Source organism: Nocardioides potassii (assembly GCF_021648885.1).
Lineage (GTDB): Bacteria > Actinomycetota > Actinomycetes > Propionibacteriales > Nocardioidaceae > Nocardioides > Nocardioides potassii.
Map to the genome: position 1 here is coordinate 522972 of NZ_JAKJHZ010000003.1, position 23568 is coordinate 546539.

General features: G+C 72.3%; 23 protein-coding genes. 15 read left to right on the top strand and 8 right to left on the bottom strand.

Translation table 11 applies throughout. The annotated features are described in order from the left end of the window. Nucleotides 1-82 precede the first annotated feature (82 nt). The 3 genes from L2K70_RS03920 to L2K70_RS03930 are packed head-to-tail and all read left to right on the top strand — an operon-like array spanning nucleotide 83 to nucleotide 2138. A complete protein-coding gene (locus tag L2K70_RS03920) occupies nucleotides 83-250 on the top strand; it encodes a DUF3117 domain-containing protein (protein ID WP_082602897.1) in 168 nt (55 codons plus the stop codon). A 2-nt stretch (nucleotides 251-252) separates the two neighbouring features. Then, nucleotides 253-1800 (top strand): leucyl aminopeptidase family protein, encoded by a 1548-nt coding sequence (locus L2K70_RS03925; RefSeq protein ID WP_236399271.1) that lies wholly within the window; start codon nucleotides 253-255, stop codon nucleotides 1798-1800. Beyond that, a complete protein-coding gene (locus tag L2K70_RS03930; protein ID WP_236399274.1) occupies nucleotides 1800-2138 on the top strand; it encodes a hypothetical protein in 339 nt (112 codons plus the stop codon). Before L2K70_RS03925 ends, L2K70_RS03930 begins: the two co-directional genes overlap by 1 nt. Before the next feature lie 94 nt (nucleotides 2139-2232). Here the strand turns inward: L2K70_RS03930 and L2K70_RS03935 are convergent, their stop codons facing one another. Beyond that, entirely contained in the window at nucleotides 2233-2895 is a 663-nt protein-coding gene (locus L2K70_RS03935; RefSeq protein WP_236399277.1) for an O-methyltransferase, read from the bottom strand. A gap of 198 nt (nucleotides 2896-3093) precedes the next feature. On the opposite strand from L2K70_RS03935, the gene sigE reads away from it, so the two are divergent. From sigE to L2K70_RS21545, 3 genes are read left to right on the top strand one after another with little or no spacing between them, the layout of a single operon-like run. Beyond that, nucleotides 3094-3651 carry an RNA polymerase sigma factor SigE gene (gene sigE, locus L2K70_RS03940; protein ID WP_236399281.1) on the top strand — a complete coding sequence of 186 codons (558 nt, stop codon included), beginning with the start codon at nucleotides 3094-3096 and terminating at the stop codon, nucleotides 3649-3651. Further along, entirely contained in the window at nucleotides 3651-4172 is a 522-nt protein-coding gene (locus L2K70_RS03945) for an anti-sigma factor family protein (protein ID WP_236399283.1), read from the top strand. Before sigE ends, L2K70_RS03945 begins: the two co-directional genes overlap by 1 nt. Then, complete coding sequence (locus L2K70_RS21545) at nucleotides 4169-5737, top strand: S1C family serine protease (RefSeq protein ID WP_236399286.1); 1569 nt, start codon at nucleotides 4169-4171, stop codon at nucleotides 5735-5737. Before L2K70_RS03945 ends, L2K70_RS21545 begins: the two co-directional genes overlap by 4 nt. A 40-nt stretch (nucleotides 5738-5777) precedes the next feature. Here the strand turns inward: L2K70_RS21545 and L2K70_RS03955 are convergent, their stop codons facing one another. Further along, nucleotides 5778-6038: a helix-turn-helix domain-containing protein gene (locus L2K70_RS03955; RefSeq protein ID WP_236399289.1), complete on the bottom strand. Its 261-nt coding sequence runs from the start codon at nucleotides 6036-6038 to the stop codon at nucleotides 5778-5780. 101 nt (nucleotides 6039-6139) lie between these two features. On the opposite strand from L2K70_RS03955, the gene L2K70_RS03960 reads away from it, so the two are divergent. Genes L2K70_RS03960 through L2K70_RS03970 form a run of 3 tightly spaced genes read left to right on the top strand, consistent with a single transcriptional unit; the run spans nucleotide 6140 to nucleotide 9029 of the window. Further along, nucleotides 6140-6817: an SAF domain-containing protein gene (locus tag L2K70_RS03960; protein ID WP_236399292.1), complete on the top strand. Its 678-nt coding sequence runs from the start codon at nucleotides 6140-6142 to the stop codon at nucleotides 6815-6817. A gap of 4 nt (nucleotides 6818-6821) precedes the next feature. Further along, on the top strand, nucleotides 6822-8069 hold the full coding sequence (locus tag L2K70_RS03965) for a CpaE/TadZ family protein (protein ID WP_236399293.1): 1248 nt from the start codon (nucleotides 6822-6824) through the stop codon (nucleotides 8067-8069). A 60-nt stretch (nucleotides 8070-8129) separates the two neighbouring features. Next, entirely contained in the window at nucleotides 8130-9029 is a 900-nt protein-coding gene (locus L2K70_RS03970) for a calcium-binding protein (protein ID WP_236399296.1), read from the top strand. Here L2K70_RS03970 and L2K70_RS03975 read toward each other — a convergent pair. Both L2K70_RS03975 and L2K70_RS03980 read right to left on the bottom strand, forming a co-directional pair. Further along, entirely contained in the window at nucleotides 8992-10338 is a 1347-nt protein-coding gene (locus L2K70_RS03975) for a hypothetical protein (protein WP_236399299.1), read from the bottom strand. The two genes, L2K70_RS03970 and L2K70_RS03975, sit on opposite strands and share 38 nt — an antisense overlap. Nucleotides 10339-10349: 11 nt before the next feature. Next, entirely contained in the window at nucleotides 10350-10724 is a 375-nt protein-coding gene (locus L2K70_RS03980; protein WP_236399302.1) for a hypothetical protein, read from the bottom strand. Nucleotides 10725-10776: 52 nt separating this feature from the next. On the opposite strand from L2K70_RS03980, the gene L2K70_RS03985 reads away from it, so the two are divergent. From L2K70_RS03985 to L2K70_RS04000, 4 genes are read left to right on the top strand one after another with little or no spacing between them, the layout of a single operon-like run. Further along, complete coding sequence (locus L2K70_RS03985) at nucleotides 10777-12207, top strand: WS/DGAT/MGAT family O-acyltransferase (RefSeq protein WP_236399305.1); 1431 nt, start codon at nucleotides 10777-10779, stop codon at nucleotides 12205-12207. Further along, complete coding sequence (locus tag L2K70_RS03990) at nucleotides 12204-12548, top strand: DUF6912 family protein (RefSeq protein WP_236399308.1); 345 nt, start codon at nucleotides 12204-12206, stop codon at nucleotides 12546-12548. The genes L2K70_RS03985 and L2K70_RS03990 overlap by 4 nt, the downstream gene beginning before the upstream one ends. 44 nt (nucleotides 12549-12592) lie before the next feature. Beyond that, complete coding sequence (gene pruA, locus L2K70_RS03995; RefSeq protein ID WP_236399311.1) at nucleotides 12593-14221, top strand: L-glutamate gamma-semialdehyde dehydrogenase; 1629 nt, start codon at nucleotides 12593-12595, stop codon at nucleotides 14219-14221. A 3-nt stretch (nucleotides 14222-14224) separates the two neighbouring features. Beyond that, nucleotides 14225-14467, top strand: a complete 243-nt coding sequence (locus tag L2K70_RS04000) for a hypothetical protein (protein ID WP_236399314.1) — start codon at nucleotides 14225-14227, stop codon at nucleotides 14465-14467. Here the strand turns inward: L2K70_RS04000 and L2K70_RS04005 are convergent. After that, nucleotides 14460-15104 (bottom strand): maleylpyruvate isomerase N-terminal domain-containing protein, encoded by a 645-nt coding sequence (locus L2K70_RS04005; RefSeq protein WP_236399317.1) that lies wholly within the window; start codon nucleotides 15102-15104, stop codon nucleotides 14460-14462. The genes L2K70_RS04000 and L2K70_RS04005 overlap by 8 nt on opposite strands. Further along, complete coding sequence (locus tag L2K70_RS04010; protein ID WP_236399320.1) at nucleotides 15101-15574, bottom strand: DUF2505 domain-containing protein; 474 nt, start codon at nucleotides 15572-15574, stop codon at nucleotides 15101-15103. Before L2K70_RS04010 ends, L2K70_RS04005 begins: the two co-directional genes overlap by 4 nt. Nucleotides 15575-15724: 150 nt before the next feature. On the opposite strand from L2K70_RS04010, the gene L2K70_RS04015 reads away from it, so the two are divergent. Next, on the top strand, nucleotides 15725-20587 hold the full coding sequence (locus tag L2K70_RS04015; RefSeq protein WP_236399323.1) for an NAD-glutamate dehydrogenase: 4863 nt from the start codon (nucleotides 15725-15727) through the stop codon (nucleotides 20585-20587). A gap of 1 nt (nucleotide 20588) precedes the next feature. Here L2K70_RS04015 and L2K70_RS04020 read toward each other — a convergent pair whose 3' ends face one another. Then, on the bottom strand, nucleotides 20589-21359 hold the full coding sequence (locus tag L2K70_RS04020) for a sulfite exporter TauE/SafE family protein (protein WP_236399326.1): 771 nt from the start codon (nucleotides 21357-21359) through the stop codon (nucleotides 20589-20591). Beyond that, nucleotides 21356-22081: a FadR/GntR family transcriptional regulator gene (locus tag L2K70_RS04025; protein ID WP_236399329.1), complete on the bottom strand. Its 726-nt coding sequence runs from the start codon at nucleotides 22079-22081 to the stop codon at nucleotides 21356-21358. Before L2K70_RS04025 ends, L2K70_RS04020 begins: the two co-directional genes overlap by 4 nt. 115 nt (nucleotides 22082-22196) lie before the next feature. Between L2K70_RS04025 and L2K70_RS04030 the strand changes: the two genes are divergently transcribed. After that, the gene (locus L2K70_RS04030) at nucleotides 22197-23567 is read left to right on the top strand and encodes an SLC13 family permease (RefSeq protein ID WP_236399332.1); all 1371 of its coding nucleotides are present in this window, start codon (nucleotides 22197-22199) and stop codon (nucleotides 23565-23567) included. Nucleotide 23568 lies beyond the last annotated feature (1 nt).

Sequence of the window (23568 nt, forward strand, 5' to 3'; positions counted from 1 at the left end):
GCCAGGCACGACTCAGCCGCTCCGATTCGCATGTGGAGAGCCACCACCGCCGAGGCGGTGGACAACAGGAAGAGGTGCGCCGATGGCCGCCATGAAGCCCCGCACGGGCGACGGACCGCTCGAGGTGACCAAGGAAGGTCGCGGCATCGTCATGCGCGTCCCGCTCGAGGGTGGTGGGCGGCTCGTGGTGGAGCTGAACGCCGACGAGGCGACGGCTCTCGGGGACGCCCTCAAGGGCGTCGTCGGCTGATCGTGGCAGCCACCAGGCACCTGACAGCACAGCTGCCGCCCCAGGCCTCGCCGCCCCAGTTCGCCCTCAGCCCGGCGCTGCCGCACCAGATCGGCGGCGCGGAGGTGTGGGCCTTCCCGGTCCTCCCGGACTCGGACGGGCCGCTGCTCGGGCCGGGTGCCGACGAGGCGTCCGACGCCCTCGACGTCGACCTGCTGGCCGCCCTCGAGGCGGGCCGTGGCACCGGCCGCGCCGGTGAGGTCACGACCGTCCCCGTCGGCAGCACCGACCGCGACGACGACGTGGCCCTCGTGCTCCTGGTCGGCATCGGCGACGGCTCGGCCACCGACCTCCGCCGCGCCGGCGCAGCGGTCGCCCGCGCGACCAAGGACCGCGCGAGCGTGGTGACGACGCTGGCCGCGATCGCTCCTGACGAGGGCCTCGGCGCGTTCGTCGTCGGCGCGATGCTGGCCTCCTTCTCCTTCCACTGGCGCTCCAACGGCCCGAAGGAGCTGCCGGTCGCGCGCATCGTGCTGGCCGACATCGACGACGACGGCGCCGACGACGAGCTCGCCCGGGCCATCGCGCACGGCGGAGCGGGCTGGCGCTCGCGCGCCCTCGCGACCGTCCCGGCCAACCTCAAGACGCCCGCCTGGCTCGCCGACCAGGCGGTCGAGGTGGGGGAGGCGGCCGGCCTCGACGTCACCGTGTGGGACGAGGCCAGGCTGGCCGAGGAGGGCTTCGGGGGCGTGCTGGCCGTCGGTGGTGGGTCGGTCAACCCGCCTCGCTTCATCCGGATGGACTACGCGCCGCCCGGAGCGAACCGTCGTACGCCCACCGTCGTGCTCGTCGGCAAGGGCATCACCTTCGACACCGGTGGCCTCGACATCAAGCCCAGCGAGGGCATGCTGACGATGAAGCGCGACATGAGCGGTGGCGGTGCCGTCATCGCCACGATGGCCGCGCTGCGCGACGTCGACTGCCCGGTCCGCGTCGTCGGCCTGGTGCCCGCGGCCGAGAACGCCGTGAGCGGCTCCTCGATGCGACCCGGCGACGTGATCACCCACGTCGGCGGCCGCACCTCCGAGGTCAACAACACCGACGCCGAAGGTCGGCTCGTCCTCGCCGACGCGATGGCGTACGCCGTCTCAGAGCTCGCGCCCGCGGCGATGCTCGACATCGCCACCCTCACCGGCGCGATGAAGGTGTCCCTGGGACAGTGGACCGGCGGATACTTCGCCAACCACGAGGGACTCGCCGCCCACGTCGAGGCGGCGGCCACCGCGTCGGGCGAGAACGTCTGGCGGATGCCGCTCGTCGCGGACTACGAGGAGAAGGTGACCTCGAAGATCGCCGACGGCGACAACGCCGCCGGCGGCGCGGGGGCGATCACCGCGGCCCTGTTCCTCCAGCACTTCACGGGCGACGTCCCGTGGGTCCACGTCGACTTCGCGTCCGCCGCGGAGTCCCCGACCGACCGCCACGAGTGGACGGCCGGGCCGAGTGGCTGGGGCCCGCGGCTGCTGCTGTCGTGGCTCGGCTCCGACGACCCGCTGGACGGCATCGCCTGATGCTCGGGCTCACCATCCGGTGGTCGCTCGAGGGTGCTCCCGAGGGTGCGGAGGAGGAGCTCGCGAGCTTCGTCGCCGAGACGTCGCACGCACGCTTCACCGGCATGGCCGGACTGCGGTGGAAGACGTGGCGGATGGTGCGCGGCGAGTGGTTCGAGGGGTCCTACGTCTTCGCGACCAGCGAGGCGCGGGAGGAGTTCCAGCGGACCTTCACCGAGGGTGCCGCGGAGTCGCCGGGCTCGCGGATGATCGGGTCGCCACCGATCCTCGTCGAGGCGTGCGACGTCGTCGCCGTCGCGGAGGGCTGGGAGGGCTTCACGGCCGCCCCACGCTGCTGATCCTCCACCAGGGGATGTCGGCCGGCGTGCACGTCCCTCGGTCAACTGACATGGGGAAGTGCACCTTCATCGACATCCCATGGTGGGTGAACCCTCAGGCGTCCTCCGGCGCCCACTCCTTCTTGGCGACGAGCAGGCCGTCGCCGACGGGGAGGAGCACCGGCACGAGGGCCTCGTGCTCGAGGATCGTGCGGCCGAGGTCGCGGATGGTGACGGTCTCCTCGTCGCGCTGGGCCGGGTCGGCGACCCGGTCGTGCCAGAGCGCGTTGTCGAACGCCACGATGCCGCCGGGGCGCAGCAGCCGCAGCGCCTCCTTGAGGTAGGCGGCGTACTCGCGCTTGTCGCCGTCGCAGAACACCAGGTCGTAGTGGCCGTCGGTGAGGCGGGGGAGCACGTCGAGCCCGGCACCGGCGATGGTGCGGGCCCGGTTGCCGGGGATGCCGGCCTCGGTGAACGTCTCCTTGGCGAGGCGCTGGTGCTCGGCCTCGATGTCGACCGTGGTGAGCACGCCGTCGGAGCGCATCCCGCGCAGCAGCCACAGGCCGGAGACACCCGTGCCCGTGCCGATCTCAACCACCGCGCGGGCGTCGAGGACGGAGGCGAGGAAGCGGAGCGCGGCGCCGGCTCCGGAGCCGACGGCGGTCACGCCGACCTCCTCGGCACGGCTGCGCGCGGCGGCGAGGATCTCGTCCTCGGCCACGAACGACTCGGCGTAGGTCCAGCTCGCGGGCTTGATCGGCTGCGTGGGGGTCGGCACGGATCGGACTCTAGTCGGACTCGGCCGGGAACACGCCGGTCACCTCGCTCGTTGGAGGCGGTACGGCGCCATCCGGCGCCGCTCGTTTCTTGGTCGTCCCGCATGAGGTTCACAGGCAACTCTCAGGCGGGGTACCTAGCGTCAGGGAGGCAAGGCAAGCCGTTGCAGCTGAGGTCGAGGAAGAACGAGAGGTCTCCCGTGGGTGAGCAGCAGGTGGTCGTCCCCACGTGGGACGAGGTCGTCGAGCAGCACTCCGACCGGGTCTTCCGGCTGGCCTACCGCCTCACCGGCAACCGCCCCGACGCCGAGGACCTCACGCAGGAGGTCTTCGTCCGGGTCTTCCGCTCGCTCGACTCCTACACGCCCGGCACCTTCGAGGGCTGGCTGCACCGGATCACCACCAACCTCTTCCTCGACGGGGCCCGGCGCAAGCAGCGCATCCGCTTCGACCCCCTGTCCGACGAGCGCGCCGCGCGGCTGACGAGCACGGCACCCGCGCCGGAGCTCGCCTTCACCGACCAGCGCTTCGACGACGACATCGAGACCGCGCTCGCCACGCTGCCGCCGGACTTCCGCGCCGCCGTGGTGCTCTGCGACGTCGAGGGGCTCACCTACGAGGAGATCGCCGAGATCCTCGACGCCAAGCTCGGCACCGTCCGCTCGCGCATCCACCGCGGCCGCAGCATGCTGCGCAAGGCGCTCGCCCACCGCGAGCCCGCCGCCGGCAGCGAGCGCTACCGCGGGGTGGTGTCCTGATGACGCACCTCGGATCCCGCGTCAGCGCCCTGGTCGACGGCCGCCTCGCCCCCGACGAGGAGGAGCGCTGCTGGGCGCACGTCCACACGTGCCACACCTGCCGCGACCTCGTCGAGCACGAGGGCTGGGTGAAGACCCAGCTCGCCCAGCTGTCGTACGGCGCCTCCCGGCCGTCGCACGACTTCAAGTCGGCCCTGGTCGGCCGGTGCTCCGAGCTGGGCTCCCAGTCCAGCCCGCTCGCCGCCGCGGGGTTCCGCACCGGGGGCCACCGCTCTCGCCGGGGCCTGGTCGCCATCGGCGGCGGCGCCGCGAGCGCCTGCGTCGTCGGCGTCCTGGCGCTCGGGGTGGCCGGTTCGCCGCGGATCGAGCCGCGCCCGCCTGCCACCGACCTCAGCCGTCCGGCCGGGTCGGCCACACCCGTCAACGCGGTCGACGACCGCGGCGCGCGCGGTCCCGTCTCACCCTCCCGGACGCCCCTGGCCGAGCGGCTGGTCGCGATCCGGGAGAAGATCGTTCCGTGAGCGACGAGCACCGGTTCGACGAGCAACCCCCCGAGCACACCCCGCCCACCGAGGAACAGGCGGCACCGCGCGCCGACGAGGCGTCGACCGCTCCCGCCGACGCGCAGGCGCTCCCCGCCGAGGAGCCCACCCAGCCGATCGCGGGCTGGCGGCCCAGCGGCGACCAGCCGCAGGGCGAGTCCTACAAGCGTCCCGCTGAGGAGAGCGCGTCCGTCGAGCGCGACGAGCCCGGCCCGCCGCCCTACGGCAGCACCTACGGCGAGCAGCCCCGAGCGGACGACGCCCTGCGTCCGCCGCCGAGCGGGCGCCAGCCGGTCCAGCAGGCGCCCGACACGCTCGCGTTCGGTCCCGGCCAGCACCCCGGACCCCCTCCCGGCCGGCCCGGCCAGCCGCAGGGACCGGGCTGGTTCGGCCCCGGCCAGCGTCCCTACCCGCCGGTCGACCACTACCGCCAGCCTCCGGCCCGGAAGGTCGCCCTCTGGGTCTGGCCCGCCGTGGCGGCCCTCGCGCTCGTCGTCGGTGTGCTCGGCGGCCTCGCGGGAGGCGCGCTGCAGGACCAGCTGTCGACGCCTCGCGGGACGAACGACAACGGCCTGGGCGGGGTCCGCACCCAGACCGCTGCGCCGCTCGACGCCGACAACGGATCCGTCCCGGCCGTCGCCCAGGCCCTGCTGCCGAGCACCGTCCAGATCGTCGCCGAGTTCGACGGTCAGGCGGCCGGCGCCACCGGCTCGGGCTTCGTGCTCGACCGCGAGGGCCACGTCGTCACCAACAACCACGTCGTCGCCTCCGCTGCCGAGGACGACGGCCCGATCGTCGTCATCGACCACGAGGGCGAGCGGCACGACGCGACCGTGGTGGGCCGGAGCGCGGTCTACGACCTCGCGGTCCTCGAGGTCGACGGCGGCCAAGGCCTCGAACCGGCCGCGCTGGGTGCCTCCAAGGCCCTGCACGTCGGGGACTCCGTCATCGCGTTCGGCGCCCCGCTCGGCCTGAGCCAGACCGTGACCTCGGGCATCGTCAGCGCCCTCGACCGACCGGTCACCACCTCGGGTGAGTCCGACGACGAGTCGTCGTACATCAACGCGGTGCAGACCGACGCGGCCATCAACCCGGGCAACTCCGGCGGCCCGCTGGTCAACCTCGCCGGCGAGGTGGTCGGCGTGAACTCCGCGATCGCCACCAACGGCAGTGCCTCCGGCGAGGCGGGCAACATCGGCGTCGGCTTCGCGATCCCGATCGAGCAGGTCGTCACGACCGTCGACCAGATCCTGCGCACCGGCAAGGCGGAGTACCCCGTCATCGGCGCCCAGGTCCGCACCGGCGGCGAGCCCACCGCGCAGGGCGCGACGATCACCGAGGTCATGCCCGACACCCCGGCCGAGCGGGCCGGGCTGCTGAAGGACGACGTCATCACCGCGGTCGACGACCAGCCGGTCAACGACGGCATCGCCCTGATCGTCGCGATCCGCACCCACCGCCCGGGCGAGACCGTCGAGATGTCCGTCCTCCGCGGCGGCGACGAGCAGGTCGTCGAGGTCGAGCTCGACGGCAAGGTCGGTTAGTCGGGTCCGGGCCGCAGCCGGGACACGTGTCCGGCGACGGCTACTGCGCCGAGGGGGCGTCCGACTCGACGAAGGGGTGCTGGTCGACGAACTCCCTGGTCTCGGCGTACATCCGCTGGATGAACTCCTCGAGCTGGACGTTCTCCACGCGCCACTGGCCGCGGCCGCCGATCTTGATGGCCGGGAGCTCGCCGCGGCGGACGAGTGCGTAGACCTGCGCGCTCGAGGTGTTGAGCGCCTCGGCGACGTCGGCGAGCGTGAGGAAGCGGGGGGTGCGAGGCTCCTGGGGGTCGTCGGCCATGGGCTCATCCTCGCACCGGCGCGACCTCCGACGGGCCCGCCCGGCCGTTGCCTGTGGAGAGACAGGTGTGAATTCCGGCTCGTACGGCAATGATGGCGGTCGTGTCTCGGAACAGCTCTCGGAACCCCTCGCGCGCGCCGCACGCGCTCGACGTGCCGGCGGCCACCCGCTCGGGGTCGGCGGGGTGGCGCGACCCGCGCCTGTGGATCGGCGTCGTGCTGGTCACCGGCTCGGTCGTGGCCGGGGCGCGGCTGCTCTCCACCGCCGACGACATGACGTCGGTGTGGGCGGCCTCCTCCGACCTCGCCGCCGGCCAGACGATCACGGCCGACGACCTGCGCGCGACGCGGCTGCGCTTCGACGACGCCAGCGACCAGCAGCGCTACCTCGGCGTGGACGAGGAGCTGCCGGCGACGCTGACGCTGACCCGTCCGCTCGCCGCCGGTGAGCTGGTGCCGTCCGCCGCGCTGGGGGAGCAGTCCGACGACGACGCGGTCGACGTCTCGGTGGCCGTCGCGGCGGAGCACGTGCCGACCGGCCTCGGCCGCGGCTCCCGCGTCGACGTCTGGGTGATCGGCGACGATCGCGGCTCGCGCTCGGAGGCCGAGCTCGTGCTCGAGGACGTCCTGGTCGTCGACGCCCCGGTCGTCAGCGACTCCTTCGCCGCCGCCACTGTCCGTCAGCTCGTGTTGGCCGTGCCCCGCGACGACGAGGAGTCGCTGGGCGTCCTGCTCGCCGCCAGCGGCGACGACCGCGTCCGCGTGGTCGGCAAGGACTGAGCCCGTGATCTGCGTCGTGCTGCTGGCGGCGGGTGAGGCCTGGGAGTCCCCGGCGCTGGCCGACCTCGAGGCGCACCCCGGCGTCGTGGTGCTCAAGCGCTGCGTCGACGTCGACGACCTGCTCGCCGCGGTCACCAGCGGGCAGGTCGACGTGGCGGTGGTCGCGCTCGACGCGCCGGGGCTCGACCCGGCGAGCGTGACCCACCTGCGCCGGCACGCCGTGCGTCCCGTCGCGGTGACGGCGTCGAGGTCCGACGACCTCGACGTGCGCGAGCACGCCCAGCGGCTCGGCATCACGGCGGTCGTCGGCTCCGGAGAGCTGGCGACGATCCCCGAGGTCGTGACCGCCGTGGAGGAGGGCGACACCCGGGCACGCGGCGACGACGTCCCGGACCTCGAGGCAGGTCCCGGGCCGACGAGCGACGCAGGGCGGGTGGTCGTCGTGTGGGGCCCGGCCGGCGCCCCCGGTCGTACGACGATCGCCACCAACCTGGCCTGGGAGCTCGCGAGCCGCGGGGTCGACGCGGTGCTGGCCGACCTGGACCCCTACGGCGGGTCGGTGGCCCAGCAGCTCGGGGTCCTCGACGAGGTGTCCGGGATCCTGTCCGCGGCCCGTCTCGCGGCGTCCGGGCACCTCGACGAGCGCTTCGCCTCGGTGTGCCGCGGCGTGGGGGAGCACCTCGCGGTGGTCACCGGGCTGCCACGTGCCGACCGGTGGCGCGAGGTGCGCGCGGCCCAGGTGCACCAGCTCCTCGAGCGTGCGAGCGCGCTCGGCCACGTCGTCGTGGACACCGGATTCAGCGTCGAGGACGACGGCGGGCACGACCTGGGCGGCCGCCCGGGGCGCAACGCGCTCACCCTCGCCTCCCTCGACCGGGCCGACGAGGTCGTGGTGGTCGGGGCGGCGGACCCGGTCGGCCTGGCGCGACTGGCGCGGGCGCTGGTGGACCTGCGCGACCGTGGTGGCGGGGTGCCCGTCCGCGTCGTGGTGAACCGGATGCGGGACTCCATCGGGTGGTCGGAGAAGGAGATCGCCGGGATGGTCGAGGGGTTCAGCCGGGTCGCCGGCCTCCACTTCCTGCCCGAGGACCGCGCCGGGGTCGACCGGGCGCTGGTGTCCGGCCGTCCACTGGCCGACGCGGGCGACTCCGCGCTCGTGCAAGGGCTGTGCACGCTCACCGACGCCGTCTTCCCCTCCTCCGCTCGCCCCGTGTCCGGCAGACGGCGGCAGCGTCGCGGTAAAAAACCGTAGAAATTGTCCAAATCCTCAAGGTTCGTCGTAGTTTGGGTGTCAATCCTTGAGGAGACTCCCGTGATACGACCGCTCCGGGTCGGCGTACTGACGTTGACCACACTCACCATGGCCGCGACGCCTGCCCTCGCCGCGCCGATGATGCGCGGCACGACCACCAGCGACGTCATCAACGGCAAGGCCCGTGCCGACGTCATCATGGCCATCGGCGGCAACGACAAGATCGCCGGCCGCGGCGGTGACGACAAGATCTACGCCGGCAACGGAGACGACGTGGTCACCGGCGACGACGGCAACGACTGGATCACCGCCCAGCCCGGCAACGACTGGGCCGCCGGCGGCAACGGCAACGACCGCATCGACGGCGGGTCCGGCAACGACACCGTGTACGGCGGCGAGGGCGACGACATCCTCGCGGCCAACGTGGGCGACGACGTCCTCTACGGCGAGGCCGGCAACGACCTGCTCGGTGGCAACGACGGCAACGACCGCCTCGTCGGTGGCGACGGCTCCGACAAGCACATCGGCGGCGCCGGCGACGACTGGATCGACGGCGGCGCCGGCGACGACGGTGCCATCCAGGGCGGGCCCGGCAACGACGTGCTCATCGACGGTGATGGCAACGACTGGCTGGTCAAGGGCGACGAGGGCGACGACACCGTCTTCCTCGGCAACGGCGCGGACAAGGTCTTCAGCGAGCAGGGCAACGACACGATCTACGTGCTGCCCGACGGCTTCGTCGACAAGATCCGCTGCGACGACGGCACCCAGGAGAACGGGACCGCCGACCGGGTCTACTTCGTCGGCAGCCGCGACCCGCTCGACGTGGTCGACCCCTTCGGCAGCTGCGAGATCGTCGAGGTCCTCGCCGAGCTCCCGGCCAGCTGGCCCTACGGTCCGGTCCAGCTCCCCAACGGACGCTTCATGCCGCGAAGAGCAGGTACAGACCTCCCACGGTGAAGCCCACCATCGCCACGAGCAGCGGCAGCTGACCGGTGAGCTGGTGCCTGCGCGGCAGGAGCTTGATCGCGCGGTCGTGTGCCGCGACCACGCCGACCACGTGCCCCAGTGCGACGGCGACCACCTTCGTCACGGCCAGGAAGGTCGGGTGCGTCGAGAGCCAGTAGTCCACCTGGAGGTCGGCGGTCCCGAGGAAGTCGTCCCCGCGGCTGAACGGGTCGCTCAGCTGGATGACCGTGCGCTGGCCGTACTCGACCAGGTAGGTCAGGTAGTGGGCCGTCACGTAGCCGACGATGATCGGCACGACGGAGTGGGCGAAGAGGGACGGGAGCGCCCGTCGCGGGGTGTCGCTGGTGACGCCTGTCGCCATCGTCGCGACGGTCAGGATGAGTGCCACGCCGAGCGAGAAGACGACCAGCGCGAGGGTGTCGGGCAGCATCCGCGTGGTCGAGAGCGACTGCACGAGCTTGAGCCACGGCGTGGACTCGCGGAACGAGTCGAACGCCGTGCTGCCGAACAGCACGCCCACCACCGCGACGAGACCGGGCCGGGCGACCAGCGTGTCGAGGTTCGCGAGCGGGCTGCGCAGCACGAGCCGCCCCTCACGTCGGCCCCAGATCGAGAGCTTGGCGACCAGCGAGGAGTAGACCTCGAACGGATCGGCGCGGGCGAGGAACGTCGTACCCCACACGGCGGAGCCGATCAGCATGATCCCGAGGTACGCCGCGCACCACAGGCGTACCGGGCCGAGGGCCGTCGAGCTCGGGTAGACCAGCTCGAGCCAGACGAAGGCGAAGAGCGCGAGCGCCGCCGGCCAGTAGCCGAGCCGCTCGGGGTAGGGCCGCAGGCCCTCGCCGTCGGGCACTCCCGACACGCGGGCGAACAGCATGCTGATCGTGCGCGCGGGGCTGATCGCCTTGAAGAACGGCCCGAGCAGCAGCGAGGCGGGCACCAGCCCGACCCACAGCAGCACGTAGAAGGTCCCGAGGAAGGGGTTGATCAGGCTGTCCTTGCCGAAGACCGCCGCCGCGCCCACGTAGAGGAGGACGACCATCCCGAACACCCGGCCGGCGACGGCCAGGGCGCGTGAGGAGACGAGGCGGTCGAGCCACTCGGGGGCGGGCCGGCCGCTGGTGGCGGCGTCGTAGCGCGGCTCGCGCCACGCGACGGCCAGCACGGTGAACGAGATCACCAGTGCCGCCACGGCCCCGGCGATCGCCAGCTCGGAGGGGATCGGCAGGTCCTTCGCGCCACCGAGCCCGTGGGCCGAGATCGAGCCCGGGATCGAACGGGGGAGCGGGTCGCCCACGCCCAGCCCGCTCACCGGACTTCGAGCTGGAGCAGGACCACGTCGGGCTCGTGGCTCTCGACCTCGACCACGCCGGGCCGGTCGATGGTGAGCTCGTGCTCGGAGGTGCCCGCGTCGTACTCGATCTCCTGCTCCGGCGTGCTGTGCACGTGGAGCTCGCCGGCCTGGTCGGCGTCGATGGTGAGCGTGAGCGTCTGGTCGACGCCGAGCTCGACCCGCTCGCCGTTGGGCGTGAAGTCGTCGCCCTTGCGGGTCACCGTGATGGCGACCGCGTCGCCGTCGGTCGTCGGACCCGCGGAGTCGGCCGGCGAGTCGTCACCGCCGCAGGCGGTGAGGCCGAGCCCCAGCACGAGGACGAGGGGAGCGGCACGGAGGGGCAGTCGCATGTCTGCCAGAATCCCACGAGGGACAAGCATCGGAGACGAGTGGGGGACCGGGATGAGTGATCGGCTGCGGCCGCGGGACCTGGCCATCCTGGCCGCCGAGTCCCCCACGACGCCGATGCACAACGCGACGGTCGAGATCTTCGACCCGGGCACGTCCGGGTTCGACCACGACCGGCTCGTCGAGCTGATCGCGGACCGGATCGCCTTCGTGCCGCGCTACCGGCAGCGCCTGCAGACGGTTCCCGGCCGGCTGGCCAACCCGGCGTGGGTCGACGACGAGGGCTTCGACCTCGGCTACCACGTACGCCGTTCGGCGCTGCCGCGACCGGGGACGATGGACCAGCTCCGTGAGCTCGTCGCCCGCATCGCCTCGCGGCCCCTCGACCGGACCCGGCCGCTGTGGGAGGTCTACTTCGTCGAGGGCCTGGCCGAGGGCCGGATCGCCCTGCTGACCAAGAGCCACCAGATCCTCGTCGACGGCCGCGAGACCGTCGACATCGGCCAGGTACTGCTCGACACCTCTCCGGACCGCTCGACCCTCGGCCACGACGACGACTGGCGACCGCGGCGCACGGCCGGTCCGGTCGCGGCCGCGCTCAACGCGGTCACCGACACCCTGGAGAAGCCGAGCACGCTCTGGTCGACCACCCGCGCCAACGCCGAGTCCGTCGCCCGGCAGGCCGCGGCCGCCACCGGCCGCGTGGCCGAGGTGGCGAGCGCGCTCGCGGGTCGCGGTCCGGTCCACTCGACGCCCGTCCACCGCAAGCTCTCGCAGCAGCGCCGCTTCGTCACGGTGCGCACCGAGCTCACGGACTACCGACGGATCCGCGAGGTGCACGGCGGCACCGTCAACGACGTCATCCTCGCCACGCTGGCCGGTGGCCTGCGCGGCTGGCTGATGACCCGGGCGGAGTCGATGGGAGGCATGCGGACCATCAAGGCGATCGTGCCGATGTCGGTCATCGACGACGAGCTCGAGGCGACCTCGCTCGGCACCCAGATCACCGGCCACCTGGTGAACCTGCCGGTCGGCGAGCAGAGCCCGGTCGTGCGGCTCCACCAGGTCAGCTACGACCTTAAGGCCCACCGCGACAACGGCCGGGCCGTGTCCGCGCGGCGGCTGTCCGGGATCGCCGGCTTCGCGCCCACGACGTTCCACGCGCTCGGCTCCCGGCTCGCCGCGGCCGAGCTGCGCGGCGGCTTCCAGGTGTCGATCACCAACGTGCCGGGACCGCAGTTCCCGCTCTACGCCGACGGCGCCCGGATGCTCGAGTCCTACCCCGTGCACCCGCTGCTGCCCGACCACCCGCTCGCCTTCGGCGTGACGTCGTACGACGGCGGGGTGTTCTACGGCATCACCGCCGACCGCGACGCCGTGCCCGACGCCGACGTGCTGGGCCAGTGCGTGCTGGAAGCGCTCGAGGAGCTCAACGACTCGGCCAGCGACTCGCGGCCACGCGCACCGAGGGGACGCAAGAAGTGACCCGCCGCTACCTGCCCACCACGCTCCCGCGCCTCGCAGAGGAGTGGGAGGCCGCCGGGCCGGGGGTCGCGGACGCCGTGGTCGCCGCGGACGACGGCGAGGAGACGGAGTACGTCGCCCTCATGAGCGCCGCAGACGTCTCGGCCGACCTGCTGGCCGGCCTGCCCGACGGGCAGCGTCGGCGCGTCGTGGTGGTCGCCGAGACGGCGACCGCCGACGCGCCCGTCACCTGGCGCGACGTGGTGGCGGTGCACGTCGACGACCACGACGACGCGGACCCCGACGACGACCTCGCCTGGTGGGCGACGCAGGAGATCGGCGACCTCCTCTCCCGCCCCTGAGGCCCGCTTGGTGGCGCACCCCCCTCTCTGACACGATCAGCGACATGGACGCGATCACCTTCCCGCCGGCCCCGACGAACGAGCCGAACCTCACCTACGCCCCGGGGACCAAGGAGCGCGAGGCACTGCTCGTCGAGCTCGCGCGGCTCGAGGGCGAGCAGCGCACCTTCCCGGCAGTCGTCGGCGGCGAGCACCGCGACGGCGGCGGCGCGGAGGTCGAGGTCGTCCAGCCGCACGACCACGGCCACGTCCTCGGCACCCTGAAGAACTCGACGACCTCCGACGCCGAGGCGGCGGTGGCGGCCGCTGCTGCGGCGGCACCGGACTGGCAGGCGATGCCGTTCGACGAGCGGTGCGCGATCATCCTCAAGGCCGCCGACCTGCTGGCCGGTCCGTGGCGCCAGCGCCTCAACGCCGCCACCATGCTGGGCCAGTCGAAGACCGCCTTCCAGGCCGAGATCGACGCGGCGTGCGAGCTGATCGACTTCTGGCGGTTCAATGTCCACTACGCCAAGCAGATCCTCACCGACCAGCCCATCGCGAACAGCCCGGGCGTCTGGAACCGCACGGACCACCGCCCGCTCGAGGGGTTCGTCTACGCGATCACGCCGTTCAACTTCACCGCCATCGCCGGCAACCTGCCGACCGCGCCGGCCCTGATGGGCAACACGGTCATCTGGAAGCCGTCGCCGACCCAGCAGCTCGCCGCGTCGCTGACGATGGAGCTGCTCGAGGAGGCCGGGATGCCGCCCGGCGTCATCAACATGCTGCCCGGCGACGGCCTCGACGTGTCCAAGGTGGTCATGCCGCACCGCGACCTGGCCGGCATCCACTTCACCGGCTCCACGCCGACCTTCCAGCACCTGTGGCGCACCATCGGCGAGAACATCACCGGCTACCGCGCCTACCCCCGCATCGTGGGCGAGACCGGCGGCAAGGACTTCATCGTCGCCCACCCGTCGGCCGATCCGGACGTGCTGCGCGTGGCGATGATCCGCGGCGCGTTCGAGTTCCAGGGGCAGAAGTGCTCGGCCGCCTCCCGCGCCTACGTCCCGCGCTCGGTCTGGGCGAAGATCAAGGACCAGCTCATCGCTGACACCGAGGCGCTCTCGATGGGCGACGTCACCGACCTGTCCCACTTCATGGGTGCCGTGATCGACCAGCGTGCCTTCGACAAGCACAAGACCGCCATCGAGCGGGCGCGCGCCACTGACGGCCTCGACATCCTCGCCGGCGGCCAGGTCGACGACTCCGAGGGCTTCTTCGTGCGCCCGACGATCGTCGAGGGCGGCGACCCCACCGACGAGATGTTCAGCACCGAGTACTTCGGCCCGATCCTCACCGTCCACGTGTACGACGACGCCGACTTCGAGTCCGTCGTCGCCCAGATGGAGTCGTTCGCGCCCTACGCCCTGACGGGCGCGATCATCGCGCAGGACCGCGCCGCGATCGCGTGGGCCCGCAAGACGCTGCGCTTCGCGGCCGGCAACTTCTACATCAACGACAAGCCCACCGGTGCCGTGGTGGGCCAGCAGCCGTTCGGCGGCGGGCGCGCCTCGGGCACCAACGACAAGGCCGGCGCCGCGGTCAACCTGCTGCGCTGGACCTCGCCCCGCTCGATCAAGGAGACCTTCGTCCCGCCGACGGACCACCGCTACCCGCACCAGGGCTGAGGCGTGCTGCGACCCCTGCTCCCGACCGTCTGGCACATGGGTGCGCTGCACCCGATCGAGCAGGTCCTCACGCTGCTGCTGGCGTTCGGACCGTTCGCCGTGCTCGGGGTCGTGGTGTGGCTGCGCCGGCGCGAGGACGACGCGCAGGATGCCGCGGAGGACGACGCGACAGATCCCGACGACGAGGTCGCTCGCGAGGCGGAGGGCGCGCGGCCGAGCCGCGACGGGACACCGCCGGTCAGCTAAAGACCGGCAGCCGGACCTCGCCGAGCTGGTCGCGCTCGGCGGGTGTCGGCTCGGCCCGTCCGGTGCCGACCAGCGCCACGCGCTCGTCGGTCCAGTCGGCGACCGGTCGACCGAGGAGCTCCTCCACGACCCGACGGGTCTCCCGAAGACCCTGTGCCGCGGGCGGTGGGGCCTGGTCGAGGTGCGTCACCAGGTCGAGGTGGTGCAGCGTGGCCTCGACGGCGAGCGTGCTGGCGAGGTCGGCCGCGACGATCGCATGCCCCTGGGTGAGCAGCACCTCGTCGTCCTCGAGCGTCGACACCGCCAGCGCAGCCGCGGCGGAGGCCTCGAGGTAGCGCTCGCAGAGCGACCCGAACGAGTGCAGCCCGGCCTCGACGCGGGTCATCCGGCGGTTCCGCTCGTCGGCTTGCGGGTCGCTGCCCCACTGGCGCCAGTAGTCGACGGCGTCGCAGTCGGCCGCCCTCCCGGCGGGGGTGTGCGCGGCGACCAGGGCGCGTACGGCGTCGGCGTGCAGGTGCCACACGAGGTCGTGTGCCGTCCACCCGACGCACCCTGTCGGGGTCCAGCCCTGCTCGTCCTGGAGGCCGCCGACGACCGACGCGAGCGCGGCGTAGGTGTCGCGGAGCACGGCGCTCACGAGCGGGCCAGGTACTCCCGGCCGACCTTCTGCTCCACGTCGAGGGCGGCGGAGAAGATGCCGACGATCAGCTGCTCGATCTTGCCGCCCACCAGCGGGATCTTCACGGTGAGGTCGAGGTCGACGGACTCGGTCGTGGTCCCGCCGGACTCCACCAGCTCCATCGTCCCGACGGCCTCCCCGGGCTTGCCCGGGATCGTGAGGCGTACGTCGGCCGTGGTCGGGGAGGTCCAGTCCTCGGTCTGCACGATGAGGATCTCGTCGCCGACGAACTTCCGGGCGAAGGACGGGATGTCGTCGGCGGAGCGCACCTGCTCGACCGTCACGTGGTCGCCCTCGATGCTGACCGAGCCGCGCAGGACCTTCTGCCGCTGGAGCACCTCCTCGCGGAACGCCTGGTCGTCGAGCATCGCCGCGACCTGCTCCGCCGTGGCGTCGTACGTCAGCTCCTTGGTGAGCCTGGTGCCCATGTCTCCACCCGCATTCCGTGTCGTCGTGGGGCCGTTCCCGAGCCCCGGATCCTGCCTCATCATGGACTGAACGACGGGCTCCGGAGCGGCGTTACGCGCCGGTAGGGACCTGTGTTGTGACCGTCACTCGGCGGGTTCTATGGTCGGTGCGTGGCGACGCCCGAGGAGACCAAGGACCATCAGCTCGACGAGGCGACGAGGGCGCGGCCCGGCTGGGGTGACCTGCTGCGGGCCTACTACCGCAACGTCGCCCCGGAGGAGGTCGCCGAGCGCTCGCCCGAGGACCTGATCGGCGCCCTGGCCTCGCACTACGACCTCGCGTCGTCCCGACCGCAGGGCACCGCCGCCGTCCGCGTCGTGACGCCGACCGTCGCCGAGTCCGGCTGGTCGTCTGCGGGGCGTTCGGTCGTCGAGGTCGTCACCGACGACATGCCGTTCCTGGTCGACTCGGTGACGATGGAGCTCAACCGGCTCGGGCACACCGTCCACTCCGTCATCCACCCGCAGCTCGCGGTCGAGCGCGACATCACCGGGCAGCTGCAGCACGTGCACGCCCACGAGGTGACCCAGGACCCGAAGGACACCGGCGACGCCGTCGAGTCGTGGATGCACGTCGAGATCGACCGCACCGACGACGTCGAGGCGGCCGAGATCACCGACGGCGTCCAGCGCGTGCTCCGCGACGTCCGCGAGTCCGTCGAGGACTGGGCCAAGATGCACGCCCAGGTGCTGGCCGTCGTCGACGGGCTCGAGAAGGACCCGCCCCCGCTGGCTGCGGCCGAGGTCCAGCAGGGCCGCGACTTCCTCACCTGGTTGGCCGACGACCACTTCACGTTCCTCGGCTACCGCGAGTACCAGCTCGAGGCGGACGAGGCCGCTCCCGAGGAGTGCGGCCTGCGCGCAGTGCCCGGCTCCGGCCTCGGCATCCTGCGCAGCGACCAGGACCTGTCCAGCGCCTTCGCCAAGCTGCCCCCGATCGCCAAGGCGAAGGCCCGCGAGAAGACGCTGCTCGTCCTCGCCAAGGCCAACTCGCGCGCCACGGTGCACCGCCCGGCGTACCTCGACTACGTCGGCGTGAAGACGTTCGGCGCCGACGGGGAGGTCGTGGGCGAGCGGCGCTTCCTCGGCCTGTTCTCCAGCGCGGCCTACACCGAGTCGGTGACCCGGATCCCGGTGCTGCGCGAGAAGGCCGCCGAGGTGATGGCGCGGGCCGGCTTCGACCCGCGCAGCCACGCCGGCAAGGCGCTCATGGACACCCTCGAGAACTACCCGCGCGACGAGCTCTTCCACACCTCGCCGGCCGAGCTCGCGCCCGTCGTGCAGGACGTGCTGTTCGCCCGCGAGCGCCGCCAGCTGCGCGCGTTCGTGCGCCGCGACACCTACGGGCGCTACGTCTCGGTGCTGGTCCACCTGCCGCGCGACCGCTACAGCACGGCCGTGCGCGAGCGCTTCTCCGACATCCTGCGCGAGCAGCTCGGTGGCGAGCACGTGGAGTTCACCGTGCGCGTCAACGAGTCGACCACCGCGCGCGTCCACTTCGTGGTGCACCCGCCCAAGGGCGCCACCGTCCCCGAGATCGACGTCGCCGACCTCGAGCGCCGGCTCACCGAGGCGTCGCGCTCGTGGCGCGACGACTTCATCACCGCCGTCGTCAACGAGCACGGCGAGGGCGACGGCTCGCGTCTGGCGCGGGCCTGGGCCGACGCGTGGCCGGAGGCCTACAAGGAGGACTACACCCCGCAGCGCGCCTCCGCGGACCTCGGCCGGATCGAGGCGATCCAGGGGGAGCAGGGCATCGACCTCGCGCTGTTCGACCAGGACGACCAGCGCGGTGGCTACCGCCGCGGGGAGTCCCGCCTCAAGGTGTTCCGGGTCGGCGAGCCGCTGTCGCTCAGCACGATGCTGCCGATGCTCACGTCGATGGGGGTCGAGGTCGTCGACGAGCGGCCCTACGAGCTGACCGGCCTGTCGCGGCCGTCGTACGTCTACGAGTTCGGGCTGCGGCACGGGCGCGTGCTCCCGCCCCACGAGCGCACGCTGTTCGCCGAGGCGCTGCGTGCCGTGTGGGACGGCTACAACGAGATCGACGGCTTCAACCAGCTCGTCCTCGCCGCCGGGCTGACGTGGCGGCAGGCCACGGTGCTGCGCGCGTACGCCAAGTACCTCAAGCAGGGCAACTCTCCCTTCGCGCTCGACTACATCGAGGAGGCGCTGCGCAGCAACGTCGACATCACCCGCCTGCTGGTCGAGCTGTTCGAGTCCCGCTTCGACCCGGGTCGCGGCGACCGAGCGCTCGAGGCCGACGCCGAGGCGCGTGTCGCCAAGGTCGAGGCGATCGAGGAGCGGCTGGCCAGGGCGCTCGACGACGTGGTCAGCCTCGACCACGACCGCATCCTGCGGTCCTACCGCACGCTCGTCCGGGCGACGCTGCGCACGAACTTCTTCCAGCGGGCGGCCGACGGGGGAGTGCACCCCTACATCTCCTTCAAGCTCGAGCCGTCGGCGATCCCCGACCTGCCCGAGCCGCGCCCGCGCTTCGAGATCTTCGTCTACAGCCCGCGCGTCGAGGGATCGCACCTGCGCTTCGGCGCGGTCGCGCGCGGTGGCCTGCGCTGGTCGGACCGCCGCGACGACTTCCGCACCGAGGTGCTCGGCCTCGTGAAGGCGCAGATGGTGAAGAACACCGTCATCGTGCCCGTCGGTGCGAAGGGTGCGTTCTTCTGCAAGCAGCTTCCTGACCCGTCCGACCGCGACGCGTGGCTGGCCGAGGGCGTCGACTGCTACAAGACCTTCATCTCCGGCCTGCTCGACATCACCGACAACCTCGTCGACGGCGCGACCGTGCCGCCGCGCGAGGTCGTCCGCCACGACGGCGACGATTCCTACCTCGTGGTGGCGGCCGACAAGGGCACCGCCACCTTCTCCGACATCGCCAACGGTGTGGCCAAGGACTACGGCTTCTGGCTCGGCGACGCCTTCGCCTCCGGCGGCTCGGTCGGCTACGACCACAAGGCGATGGGCATCACCGCCAAGGGTGCGTGGGTCTCCGTGCAGCGGCACTTCCGCGAGATGGGCATCGACTGCCAGGCCGAGGACTTCACGGCCGTCGGCATCGGCGACATGTCCGGCGACGTCTTCGGCAACGGCATGCTGTGCTCCGAGCACACCCGCCTGGTCGCCGCGTTCGACCACCGCGACATCTTCATCGACCCGGCGCCCGACGCCGCGTCGTCGTACGCCGAGCGCAAGCGGCTCTTCGACCTGCCGCGCTCGAGCTGGAAGGACTACGACACCTCGCTGATCTCGGAGGGCGGCGGTGTCTGGCCCCGGTCGGCCAAGTCGATCCCGGTCTCCCCGCAGGCTCGCGAAACGCTCGGGCTCGGCGCCGACGTGACGGCGATGACCCCGGCCGAGCTGATGAGGGCGATCCTGCTCGCCCCGGTCGACCTGCTCTGGAACGGCGGCATCGGCACCTACGTGAAGTCGTCGGAGGAGGCCAACGCCGACGCCGGTGACAAGGCCAACGACGCGATCCGCGTCAACGGCGAGGACCTCCGGGCGAAGTGCATCGGCGAGGGCGGCAACCTCGGCTTCACCCAGCTCGGCCGGGTCGAGTACGCCCGCTTCGGCGCGGGTGGCAGCGGCGGCCGGATGAACACCGACTTCATCGACAACTCCGCCGGCGTGGACACCTCCGACCACGAGGTCAACATCAAGATCCTGCTCGACCGGGTCGTCCGCTCGGGCGCGATGGACGAGTCGGGCCGCAACGAGCTGCTCGCCGCCATGACCGACGAGGTCGCCTCGCTCGTGCTGCGCGACAACTACGAGCAGAACCTCGCGCTCGCCAACGCGCAGGCGCACGCGCCCTCGCTGCTCCACGTGCACGAGGACTGGATGCGGGCGCTGGAGAAGCGCGGCGTGCTGAACCGGGACCTCGAGGGCCTGCCCTCGACGCGCCAGGTGCGCCGCCGCCTGGACCGCAAGCAGGCGCTGTCGGGACCGGAGCTGTCGGTGCTGCTCGCCTGGACCAAGATCGTGCTGGCCGAGGAGCTCATCGACTCCGACCTGCCCGACGACCCCTACCTTCGCGAGGACCTGCTGGCCTACTTCCCGCGGCAGATGGTGTCGGACCTCCGGGCCGAGATCGAGGACCACCCGCTGCGCCGGGAGATCATCGTGACCCAGGTGGTCAACGACCTCGTCAACGGCGCAGGCATGACCTTCTGGCCGCGGCTCCAGGGCGAGACGGGCGCGAGCCCGGCCGACCTGACCCGCGCCAACTTCGTGGCCCGCGAGATCTTCGGCTCGCTCCCGCTCCGCCAGGAGATCGCCGCGCTGGACAACAAGGTCCCGGCAGAGCGTCAGACCAGGATGCGGATCGAGATGCGCACGCTCGTCGAGCGCGCCTCGCGCTGGCTGGTCACCAACCGGCGCCCGCCCCTCGACTCCCGCGCGACGGTCGACTTCTTCCGCGAGCGGGTCCAGGCCGTGATGGCTGCGCTGCCCTCGGTGATGAGCGGCCGCGAGCTGGAGGAGTTCCGCGCCCGCGAGGCGCGGCTCAGCGACAACGGCGTACCGGCCGAGCTGGCCGAGAAGGTCGCCGTCCTCGCGTCGGCGTACCCCGCGCTCGGCATCGTCGAGACCGGTGACCGCCTGGGGATCGACCCGGTCGAGGTCGCGCGGGTGCACTACGCGCTCGGTGAGCGGCTCGGGCTGCCGGCGCTGGTCGAGCGGATCTTCGCGCTGCCGCGCGACGACCGCTGGCAGACGATGGCCCGCGCCGCGGTGCGCGACGACCTCTACGGCGTGCACCAGCAGCTCACCGCACAGGTGCTGGAGTCCACCAGCCCCGACGATCCCGCCCCGGCGCGGGTCGCGGCGTGGGAGGAGTCCGAGGCAGAGCTCGTCGCCCGCTCGGCGGACACGCTGGAGGAGATCTGCCGCGAGGAGACCGCCGAGCTGGCACGTCTCTCGGTCGGCCTCCGGGTGGTGCGCGGCCTGCTGTCCTGACTCAGAACAGCAGCAGCGCCGCCACGACGCCCGCGGCGACGACCGCCCAGCGGAAGACCGCGTCGGGCAGCTTGCGGCCGATGCGGGCGCCGACGTAGCCGCCGACCAGCGACCCGGCGGCAAGCACCGCTGCGACGTCCCAGCGCGGGTCGGCGACGACGACGAAGATCAGGCCGGCGACGATGTTGCCGACCATCAGCGACAGCGTCTTGAGGCCGTTGACCACGCGCAGCTCGAGGTCGGTGCCGAGGCCCAGGACGGCGACCATCATCACGCCGGCACCGGCGCCGAAGTAGCCGCCGTAGACGCCGGTGATGGTGGCGAACACGGTCGTCAGCGGGGACATGTGCACGCGCTCGGCGCGCTGCTCGCCGTGGCGTCGGGCATGGCGCTCGCGCAGCCACGTCGCGATCCTCGGCTGCACGCCGACGAGCAGGCAGGTGAAGAGGATGAGGAACGGGACGATCGCCTCGAAGACGCCGGGCGGCAGTCCGAGCAGCAACGCCGCGCCGAGCACCGCGCCGACCGCGCACACCACCACGATGACCGTCGCGACCCGGCCGCCCTCGCGGACCTCCTGGCGGTAGCCGAGGACGCCGCCGAGGCCGCCGGGGATCATGCCGAGGGTGTTGGATACGTTGGCGACGACCGGCGGCAGGCCGAGTGCGACGAGCACCGGGAAGCTGAGCAAGGAGGCCACGCCGACGGTGGAGGACAGGATGCCCGCGCCGAACCCGGTCGCCAGGACCAGGAGCACCTCGAGCGCGGTCACGGCTGGTCGCGGAGCAGCGCGACGTCGCTGACCATGGCCACGTGGGCGTGCATCGCGGCGGCGGCCGCCTCGGGGTCGCCGGCACGGATGGCCTCGGCCACCGCGCGGTGGCCGGCGAGCGAGTCCTGGGGGCGGCCCGGCTGACCCAGGGACTCGAGCCGGGTCTCGCGGATCAGGTCGCCGATCTCGTCCATCAGGCGGGCGAGCAGGAGCGAATGGGACGCCGCGGTCACCGCACCGTGGAACCGTTCGTCCCCCTCGACGCCCCGTCCGCCGGCCTCGACCTCGGTCGCCATGAAGTCCAGGGCGTCGTCGATCCGGGCCAGGTCGTCGTCGGTGCGCCGGGCCGCGGCGAGCGCGGCGATCTTCGTCTCGAGGGCGTCGCGCGTCTCGATGATCTCGGGCAGCCGGTCGGCGTGGCTGCGGATCGCCTCGACGATGCGGGTCGACTGCCGGTGCCCCGCGGTCACGACGGTGCCGTCCCCGTGGCGTACCTCCACCACGCCGATCACCTCGAGGGCGACCAGCGCCTGGCTCAGCGTCGCGCGGCTGACGCCGAGGCGCTGGGCGAGCTCGCGCTCGGCGGGGAGCCGGTCGCCGGCGCCCAGCCCGTTGTCGTTGATCCACGAGGAGATCTGCCCGGCCACCTGCTCGTAGAGGCGCGTGCGCATCAGCCGAGGTGGGAACGAGGGCTGGCTCGACGGCTGGCTCTGGTCGGACATGGCACCAGCCTATTGACTGGTGGCTCATTGTGCTATTGGCTAGGCCACTGAGCCAGCGCGTGACCAGGGTCACCCCAGGACCCCGCGGCGCCGGCACGACTCGGAGGTGTGGACCATGGGTCCGGAGTGGATCGCGATCCTCGCGCTGGTCGCCCTGTTCGTGGTGGGCACGCTGCTGCCCATCAACATGGGAGCGCTGGCCTACGTCGCCGCGTGGCTCGTGGGCATGTACGCCCTCGACCTCGACGAGAAGGAGATCCTGGCCGGCATCAGCGCCGACCTGGTCCTCACCCTGATCGGCGTCACCTATCTCTTCGCGATCGCCCGGCAGAACGGCACGGTGGACCTGATCGTCCGCAAGTCCGTCGACTCGGTCGGCGGTCGCGTGGCCCTCATCCCGTGGGTGATGTTCGCCGTGACCGCGGTGATCACCGCGATCGGTGCCGCCAGCCCGGCCGCCTGCGCGATCATCGGCCCGATCGCCCTCGGTTTCGCCGGCCGCTACGGCATCAGCCCGCTGATGATGGGCATGTTCGTCGTCCACGGCGCCCAGGCGGGCGGCTTCTCGCCGATCTCGATCTACGGCACGATCACCAACTCGGTGATGGAGGACGCCGGCCTCGGCGAGTCCCACCTGACGATCTTCTTCTCCAGCCTCGTGATCAACACGGTGATGGCCGCGATCCTGTTCGTCGTCCTCGGTGGCCGCAAGCTCATGTCGCTCCGGATGGACGCCGACGGCGAGCTCGTCCACGCCGGAGCCGCTCCTGCCGGTGGTGGTACGACGACGGCGGCAGGCGGGACGCGCGTGCACCCCGACCGCTCCGACGCCCGCTCCGCGACCGGCGCCACGCCGACGACCGGCACGCCGAACCCCGACACCGCCGGGAGCACCCTCGAGCACACCCTGACGCTGCTGGCCTTCCTCGCCGTCGCCGTCGTCGCCCTGGTCTTCGACAAGAACATCGGCTTCGCCGCGATCACCGCCGCCGTCGTGCTCTCCATGCTGACGCCGAAGGCCTACAAGGACACCGTCAAGCAGATCGCCTGGCCGACCGTCCTGCTCGTCGCCGGTGTCAGCACCTACGCCACGATCCTCACGACCGCCGGCTCGCCCGAGTTCGTCGGGAAGTGGGCCGCCGGCCTCGGTGCGGCCGCCATCGGCGCGCTGATCCTGTGCTACGTCGGAGGCGTCGTGTCGGCGTTCGCCTCGTCCACCGCGCTCCTGCCGGTGATCATCCCGATCGCGATCCCGCTCGTCGCCGAGGGCGGCCTGTCCGCGGGCCTGTTCGTCGCGGCCCTCGCGGTCAGCTCGACGATCGTCGACGTCAGCCCCTTCAGCACCAACGGTGCGTTGATGCTGGCCCACAAGCCCGACACGATCGACGAGAGCACCTACTACAAGCAGATCCTCGGCTACGCCGCGATCGTGACCCTCGTCGGCCCGCTGCTCGTCTGGGCAGCCCTCGTCCTCCCCGGATGGTGAT